General features: G+C 49.0%; 7 protein-coding genes and 3 pseudogenes. 8 read left to right on the forward strand and 2 right to left on the reverse strand.

The genetic code is table 11. The annotated features are described in order from the left end of the window. The 6 genes and pseudogenes from AZ66_RS32110 to AZ66_RS24440 form a co-directional block, all read left to right on the forward strand. A pseudogene (locus AZ66_RS32110) lies at nucleotides 1-285 on the forward strand (hypothetical protein); the annotation flags it as partial. 29 nt (nucleotides 286-314) lie between these two features. Beyond that, nucleotides 315-1,154, forward strand: a complete 840-nt coding sequence (locus AZ66_RS24420) for a carbohydrate ABC transporter permease (RefSeq protein WP_044357250.1) — start codon at nucleotides 315-317, stop codon at nucleotides 1,152-1,154. A gap of 13 nt (nucleotides 1,155-1,167) precedes the next feature. Continuing rightward, the gene (locus AZ66_RS24425; protein ID WP_044357251.1) at nucleotides 1,168-2,046 is read left to right on the forward strand and encodes a carbohydrate ABC transporter permease; all 879 of its coding nucleotides are present in this window, start codon (nucleotides 1,168-1,170) and stop codon (nucleotides 2,044-2,046) included. A gap of 20 nt (nucleotides 2,047-2,066) precedes the next feature. Then, nucleotides 2,067-3,227 (forward strand): efflux RND transporter periplasmic adaptor subunit, encoded by a 1,161-nt coding sequence (locus AZ66_RS24430; protein WP_044357252.1) that lies wholly within the window; start codon nucleotides 2,067-2,069, stop codon nucleotides 3,225-3,227. Between the two features lie 98 nt (nucleotides 3,228-3,325). Continuing rightward, entirely contained in the window at nucleotides 3,326-4,606 is a 1,281-nt protein-coding gene (locus tag AZ66_RS24435) for an ABC transporter substrate-binding protein (protein ID WP_044357253.1), read from the forward strand. 51 nt (nucleotides 4,607-4,657) lie between these two features. Next, a complete protein-coding gene (locus AZ66_RS24440) occupies nucleotides 4,658-5,287 on the forward strand; it encodes a hypothetical protein (RefSeq protein WP_231587030.1) in 630 nt (209 codons plus the stop codon). Nucleotides 5,288-5,375: 88 nt separating this feature from the next. Here AZ66_RS24440 and ytxJ read toward each other — a convergent pair whose 3' ends face one another. Further along, nucleotides 5,376-5,714 (reverse strand): bacillithiol system redox-active protein YtxJ, encoded by a 339-nt coding sequence (gene ytxJ, locus AZ66_RS24445; RefSeq protein WP_044357255.1) that lies wholly within the window; start codon nucleotides 5,712-5,714, stop codon nucleotides 5,376-5,378. A 331-nt stretch (nucleotides 5,715-6,045) separates the two neighbouring features. Between ytxJ and AZ66_RS24450 the strand changes: the two genes are divergently transcribed. Beyond that, a complete protein-coding gene (locus tag AZ66_RS24450) occupies nucleotides 6,046-6,915 on the forward strand; it encodes a lipoate--protein ligase family protein (RefSeq protein ID WP_044357256.1) in 870 nt (289 codons plus the stop codon). A 64-nt stretch (nucleotides 6,916-6,979) separates the two neighbouring features. Continuing rightward, nucleotides 6,980-7,096, forward strand: a pseudogene (locus AZ66_RS30930) (LysR family transcriptional regulator); the annotation flags it as partial. Here AZ66_RS30930 and AZ66_RS30935 read toward each other — a convergent pair. Continuing rightward, nucleotides 7,089-7,345: pseudogene (locus AZ66_RS30935) on the reverse strand (aldo/keto reductase); the annotation flags it as partial. The pseudogenes AZ66_RS30930 and AZ66_RS30935 sit on opposite strands and share 8 nt — an antisense overlap. Between the last annotated feature and the right edge of the window lie 219 nt (nucleotides 7,346-7,564).

Here is a 7,564-nt window from a genome sequence, read left to right on the forward strand (position 1 = left end):
CAGATTCATTTTGTTCAAACGACTGGTTTGGAGCCATTTGCTCCGCATGTTGCGACATTGCAGAAATCGGAAGCGATCGCGATGGCTAATGCATTCTTGAAGCAATTGGATATGTCTATTGATGGATATCAGCCTGAAGTGGCAGGAACCCAGCCAAGTGAAGCACAAGGAATCGGTCAATTCATCGTCATCTACAAGCGTGTAGAGGATGGCAAGGAGATGTTCCAAGTGAATGTCCAAGATGGCAGTACAAGTGTGGCATTTTACCCCGCTGAGAAGCCATGAAGCGAAATCGTCTCAGCCGGAGAGAAGGCATGGTGGCTCTAACGTTCTTGTTGCCGAGCGCCATTGGCTTTGCTTTATTCTATCTCATCCCGTTTGGGATGGGGCTGATCTACTCGGTATTGGATCGAACGGTTGGCGGTTCATTTGTTGGACTCTCGAATTATCAGGAGCTGCTCAGCAGCGATTCCTTTCGCAAAGCTGCCTTGAATTCGTTCTGGTTCACGGCAGTGAATGTCCCGCTGATGCTAGTGCTGTCACTTGGAATTGCGCTCGTGCTGAACCGGAATCTCTATTTGCGTCAATTTCTTCGAATGGCTTATGTTCTGCCGTTAGTTGTGCCCGTTGCCTCCGTCGTAATGGTGTGGCAAGTGCTGTTTGATTGGAATGGATCACTTAACGCCTGGATGAACGCTGCCGGGCTTGAACAAATAGATTGGATGAAGTCGGACTGGGCAAGAGGCGTTATTTCCGTGTTCTACCTATGGAAGCATATCGGATACAACATCATCTTATTCCTCGCAGGGCTCCAGAGCATCCCGCGAGATTACTATGAGACGGCAGAATTGGAGGGGGCGGGCAAGTGGTTTCAATGTTATGGGATTACACTTGTCTACTTGACCCCAACGATGGTTTTGGTCGTTCTGATGTCCATTATGAATACGTTCAAGATATTCCGTGAAACGTACCTGATCGCAGGAGATTACCCACATGACAGCATCTATACACTTCAGCACTACATGAACAACATGTTCATCGGACTGGATGTACAGAAGCTGTCTGCGGCTGCGACGCTTATGGTGATCGTTATCTTCATCATCGTGACGATTCTGCTTCGGATAGAGAAACAATACACCCAATTTATGGAATGATACAGGAGGAAGAATGAAGAACAGGGGGTTCATTCGGAACCTGTCGTTCACGCTGGTGATGGCGTGCATCGGGCTTACCATGCTATTTCCAATTGTGATAACTTTCACAAATTCGCTGATGACGGAGCATGAAATTGGCGGAAATTACGGTCTAGTGGGTCAAATGCCGGTCGTTACGCAAGGAGAGCCTGCTGTTTTCGTGAATCTGAAGCTTATCCCGGATTGGCTGTCCCTCGAGCAGTATGGGAGCGTTTTGCTAGATACGCCGACGTATTTGTTCATGCTATGGAATTCCGTCGCGATGGTCGTGGCGATTATTGCGGGACAGACCGTTGTCAGTGCGCTGGCAGCGTACGCTTTTGCCAAGCTCCGGTTCAGAGGGAGAGAAGGATGGTTTCGGGTGTACTTGCTGACAATGCTGATGCCTTTCCAAGTGACCTTGGTTCCGAATTATATTATTGCTGACAAGTTGGGACTAATGAATACAGCTAGCGCGATTATATTGCCAGGGATATTCGCGGCATTCGGTGTGTTCATGCTGAGACAATTTATGCTCTCGATTCCTTATGCGCTGGTTGAAGCGGCTCAGATGGATGGCGCGGGTCATTATCGCATTTTCTATCAAATTATGCTGCCTCTGATGAAGCCGGGGATTGCGGCGCTGATCGTCTTGCTGTTCGTCGATTATTGGAATATGGTCGAGCAGCCCCTGATTTTCCTGGAGGAAGCATTCAAGCAGCCATTATCGCTCTATTTATCCAGAATTCATAAGGAAGCCCAAGGTATTGGCTTTGCCGCGTCGATGATCTATATGACGCCCATGGTTCTCCTGTTTTTGTATGCGGAATCTTATTTTATCGAAGGGATTCAAATGTCGGGGATCAAAGGGTAGCTCATGAAAGGAGGGATAGGATGGCTATAGGGTTCACAGCAGAGCTGGATACAAGAAAAAAACGAAAAATCGTGTGGCTCTCCGGCCTTTTCTTCAGCTTGCTCCTTTTCCTTACCCTGGCGAGCAATACATTGCTGACGTTACATTTGCCAAAGGTGCGAACCGAGGAAGGAAGGGTTGGCGAGCTGGTAACCACGTGGCGTGGTACGGCCCGGCTGATGCCACGGCAGCATATCGATCTGTCGAACAAGGCGGAATGGTTGATTAAGAAGGTTCATGTAAAAGAGGGGGATCGCGTAGCGGAGGGGCAGACGTTAATTACCTATGAGAACCCTACTGCTGTGCGGGAAATATTGGATGTACAGGCAGACCTTGCAGGGCAGCGGCTATCGACAGTTGACTTGCAGGATGCTTATATTGAAGCCGTACAAAATAACGACGAGCTGCAGGCGCGCCGTACGAAGCGGGAATTGGAACGTGCGCGATTAGCGATTGGTGTTCAAGAGCGAAAATTGAGCACGTTGAAGTCGGAGGAGATTGAACGCAGACGCCTTATCGCGCCTTTTGACGGTGTTGTGACACAAGTACGTGCGACGCCGAAGCTGCCTTCAGGAAGCGGAGGGGCTGATATCAGCTTGGCGAATAGGCAGCAAGGATATCAATTCGAAATTGTCATCCCGGATGCCTTCGGCCGGAAATTGCGTACCGGGGAAAAGATGCGCGTGCAAATCGAGCATGAGGAGGCAAATGTTCCGGTTGAAGGAAGCATTACCGACATTCGGCCGATGCCAGGCGTTGATGGAGGGGCTTCCCTCCAAGAGGGAGCGGAAAGGAATGCATCTCAGGCAAATTCGAGTCAACGGGTCATTGTAAAGGTTCAACATCCGAATGTTCAAGCGAATGAGCTCGTAAGTGTGGAATTGACACAAACGAAGAAGAGCGATGGAGGCATGCTCGTATCGAACCAAGCGATTCATCAAGCAGGGAAGGACAGCTATGTCCTTGTTATCGAAGAGCGTTCCGGCCCGCTGGGCAATATTTTTATTGCTAACAAGGTTACCGTTCAATTAGGGGGGACGAATGGCCAAGAAACGCTGGTGCTGCAAGGGGTATACCCGAAAACCCAGATTATTGTCGAGAGCAGTGAGCCATTAACAGATGGTCAACGTGTAAGGATCTAATGCGTTTGAGCGCATAACGATCCCATGAAGAATGGAGAGGAGCGATTCAGGGTGAAAAAAGGAGTGTACGCAGTCTGGTCGTAGCAATAACGATAGCGATGTCATTGGCAGCATGTGCCGGCAATCAGGCTGATGAGGCGAAACAAGAAGGGCAGCAGGGGCAAGACGGGAAGAAAGTCGTTGTATTATCCGTATTGGGAGCGGATCCTGTGTATGCTCAGGCTGAGAAGATGTATGAAGCGAAGCATCCCAATGTGGATATTCAAATCAAGGAATACAGCTTAGGGGGAGGCTCCAATCAAGAAGGGATTGCCGAGAAGTATGTGAATACCACTACTACGGAGCTTTTGTCCGGTAAAGGGGCCGATTTGATCGATTTGAATGTGAGCGGGTTGCCAATTGGGAAATACGTAGACAAGCAAGCGCTGGTGAACTTGAGCGAGCTGATGAAGCAGGACTCTGCCTTTGATTCTAATTCGTACGAGATGAACATTCTGGACGGGGCCAAGATGAGAGGAGGTCTTTATGCGCTGCCTCTGCAGTTTTCCTTGGACGGTCTTACGGGCGATGCGAAGGCAATTCAGCAATCCGATGTAACATTCGATGACAGCACTTGGACATGGGGAGAGTTCACGGAAGTAAGCAAACGTTTGACGGCGTCCGGCGGGCACACGTATTCGATGGGGAATATGCCGCCTGAGAGGATGTTGAACATTCTGTTCGCTGATAACTATGCTCGTGTTGTCAATGAGGAGCAGCGCCCCGCCAGCTTCGATGCCAATGCATTCGTCGGCTTGATGGAGGAAGTGAAGACGATGTATGCGGAGAAGATAGTGACGGATGCAGCGGTGAACGTAGGAGATTCTTTTTTTATGTCTACATTGATTTTTTCGCCTGAAGATTATTTCTCAGGGCCAGGGTCGTTCTATGAGCAAGGGAAGATTTATCGCAAGCCGCTCGCGGCTGGTCAGCAGGCTGGAGGCACCTTCAAGACGTATAAAGAATTAGGGATGAATCGGAGTTCGAAGGTGCAGGCGGAAGCATGGGATTTCATGAAGTTCTTATTGTCTGAGGAAATACAGACCATGCCTGGACTGCGAGGGTTCTCTATTAATAAAGAGGTTAACAAGAAGATGTTCAAGGAGCTTGAGGACAAAGGCACTGTCGAATCGCCAACTGGATCCTCGATCCCGATTCAGAAGGCAGATATCGACATGGTCAAGCAGATGCTGGCCCATGCGAACACCGCAATAATGGATAATTCGAAAGTTCAATCGATCATCGAAGAGGAAGCGAAGGCTTACTATAACGGTCAGAAATCGGCACAAGCGGTTGCGGATTTGATCGCAAACCGTGTAACGACCTATTTAAATGAATAGACGCGGATGGGGGAGATGTAAATGCGAAGGGACAGGGATGATGGAAACAGGTTGAAAAAGCGGATGGTTCTCTTGGTGCTTTCGGTAGCAGTCAGCATTTCTGCTTGCAGCTTCTCAGGCAGCAAGGAGAAGAATGCTGGTGAGACCAAGAACGTCTCTTTGACTCCGCAGCAGGAGGAGCAGGCGCAGGGGCAAGCAGAACAAGATAATAAGACTGCAGAAACTGAGGCTCCTGAAGAAGGAAGAATTCACGTATTCTCACATTTGATGTCATTGAAGCTACCGCAGGGGTTAGAGGCGCAAACGAATGAGACATCGAACTCGAAGCTTGTTTATATGGATAGCAGCAAGAAAGTTAAGCTTGAGATACAGCATGATTCAGAACAGCTCGTGACCGATGCTGGAATCGATGAGGCACGATTAAAGATGAAGATGATTTTGGAACAAGACAGTGAAGGAGAAAAGCTAGAGTGGTTGAAAAATGAAACGTTGCTCGTTCATGGGAAGCACATTGCAGTCAATGAAGTCATCATGCCTTCACAGAAGGGAGACATGTATCGTCTCCTCGGTTGGGCGGAACTAAATGGAGCTCTTCTTGAAATTCAATTTAGCGCTCCAGCCGATGAAAGGGATAAGTGGCAGCAGACTGTTCAAGAGATGATAGAGTCGATTCAGATGTAGCAATTTGTTGGGTATAGTCGTGTTCACCCATGATAGACAAGAGCCCGTCCCAGGTCTTCCGGAACGGGTTCTACTTTTTATGGCCATTCTAATCCAAAACCGCTGCCATATGCTCGGTCGTTACCGCCCAATGGGAAGCCGTCCAGTATTTTATCTTGTCTTTGACATAAATGACTTGCGGCGACTCATGCTTCATTTCTAGATCCTCGGCAATCTGATTGGAGACGGGGCGGGACTCTATTACCTTGACAAGAACATAATCAATATCGCTGTTCGGATTACCCTTCAAATACTGCTCGTACTCGTTCAGCGCATTCGCGCTTACGGGACAGGTAGTGCTGTGTTTCAGCACGACAACCCCGCGCTCCGCCGATTGCGCCAACAACTTTGCCCACGCGTCTACTGTCGTAATCTCTTTCCATTCCATCGTTCGATAGCTCCTTTACCGCAGTCTTGCTGCCACTTACGACTGGTTTTATGTATTAATGACCTTTTATCACAAATTGCAGATATTCGCAAGACTATCGTCAAAGAACAATGGAAAATGAATCAGCGTATGTCAGGACATCTCTCTTGTTTTCCGGAATGTACTCTTCCATGTTAAGATACTTATAGTTTGAATTGAATGCGGATAATCGTCTTAGTTAGTTGGGTAGTTCCAGATAAAAAACATGCTGTTTGCATGAGCAGTATCACAGATGGGCTCCGAATGGTAATAAGAGATTTACTAGTTTCATGATTTTAAGGGGGATGCGTAAATGGCGGAATGTACGGCTTCATTTCATATGGGAGAGGGACTAGACAATATCCTCGTGCTGGATCGCACGCAGCATCTGGAGGAACCTGACATTCTGTATCCTTTTGCATTGGACGAGCTGCTGTGCAGGCATACAGGCAAGGGAGGGCCCGCTGTATGTCACCTGTGGCGTCATCCGCGGGGCTTCGTGATGGGACTGCGTGACAGCAGATTGCCGCATGCGGAAGAGGCGCAGCAATGGCTGGAGTCGCTTGGCTACTCGACGGCTGTCCGCAGCACGGGCGGGGCGGCCGTACCACTCGATTTGGGCGTTGTGAACATTTCCCTGATCTTGCCGAAGGAAGGGATGGGCGACAAATGCTTCCGCTCGGACTATGAGCGCATGTATCAGTTGATCAAGCTTGCACTGCAGAACACGGGCTACACGATCGACAAGGGTGAAATCGATGGCGCATACTGCCCTGGCGATTTTGATCTCAGCATTGGCGGCATCAAGTTTTGCGGCATTGCACAGCGGCGTCAAGCTCATGCCTTCGTCGTGCAGGCATTCGTCATCTGCGAGGGCTCGGGCAAGGAGAGCGCCGAACTCGTCCGATCCTTCTATGAGCGTGCTGCATCTGGCGTGGCGCAACCGGATCATCCTGTTGTGACGGAAGATAAGACAGGCAGTCTAGAAGAGTTGGCTTCACTTGGCAGCAGTGTTGGCGGTGGGGCGGCACACGTATTTGCAGAATCGATCAAGCAAGTAATCCGAGAACGCCAATCCGAACGAAGTCTCGAACAAGCAGCCTCAGGATTGTGGCTCCCAGAGCCAGAGCAAGTGCACGAGGTTATCCATACATTGCGTGAACGTTATGGAATCAAAGCGTGAGAGTGAATATATGAGAATGGCCCCCTCATCATCTGAGGGGGCTATCTGGATAAGGGGCGTAAAGATGGACATACGCAAATTGCATTACTTCATTGCCGTAGCAGAAGAGCTTCACATCAACCGTGCTGCGGAAAAATTGAATATGTCACAGCTTCCCCTCAGCCAGCAAATTCAAGCCCTCTATCGTTAGGTCCGGTTCTTGTTGGGTGACATACCTTGGTGCACAGCTCGATCCTTTCTCGACGTCCCCCTTTTCAAGGCTTCACTAAGCACTGCTTCTGTCCGTGTATCTGAGTGTATCTGAGTACACATCTGCGGTGTCGAATGTAGTAATCCCAGCCTTCAGCGCAACATGTACACAAGCATGGGCTGTATGATCGTCCACTTGGGCGCCGTGAGTTATCCAATTCCCAAAAGCAATCTCGCTCACGGATAATCCGCTTGTACCAAGCTTTCACGAGTTCATCCTAACCCCTCCTTTTTCAGGCAACGGTTCGAGCATAGCAAGCTTATATTAATTGATGAAATACTCATTATTATGCGTATTGATTCGAGAATCCTATTAATACTCCAGATGCTCTTTTTCGTCAATCCGCTTGCGGAAGACGTAGTAGCTCCAAATTTGATATCCGAGCACGAACGGCAGAAT

Origin of the sequence: Paenibacillus sp. E194, assembly GCF_000935845.1 — a bacterium.
In the GTDB taxonomy this organism is placed as follows: Bacteria; Bacillota; Bacilli; order Paenibacillales; family Paenibacillaceae; genus Paenibacillus_B; species Paenibacillus_B alvei_B.

Coding starts and splice junctions, on each gene's coding strand:
- AZ66_RS24420 (WP_044357250.1), top strand. CDS start 315: ATGGTGGCTCTAACGTTCTTGTTGCCGAGCGCCATTGGCTTTGCTTTA.
- AZ66_RS24425 (WP_044357251.1), top strand. CDS start 1,168: ATGAAGAACAGGGGGTTCATTCGGAACCTGTCGTTCACGCTGGTGATG.
- AZ66_RS24430 (WP_044357252.1), top strand. CDS start 2,067: ATGGCTATAGGGTTCACAGCAGAGCTGGATACAAGAAAAAAACGAAAA.
- AZ66_RS24435 (WP_044357253.1), top strand. CDS start 3,326: ATGTCATTGGCAGCATGTGCCGGCAATCAGGCTGATGAGGCGAAACAA.
- ytxJ (WP_044357255.1), bottom strand. CDS start 5,714: ATGGAATGGAAAGAGATTACGACAGTAGACGCGTGGGCAAAGTTGTTG.
- AZ66_RS24450 (WP_044357256.1), top strand. CDS start 6,046: ATGGCGGAATGTACGGCTTCATTTCATATGGGAGAGGGACTAGACAAT.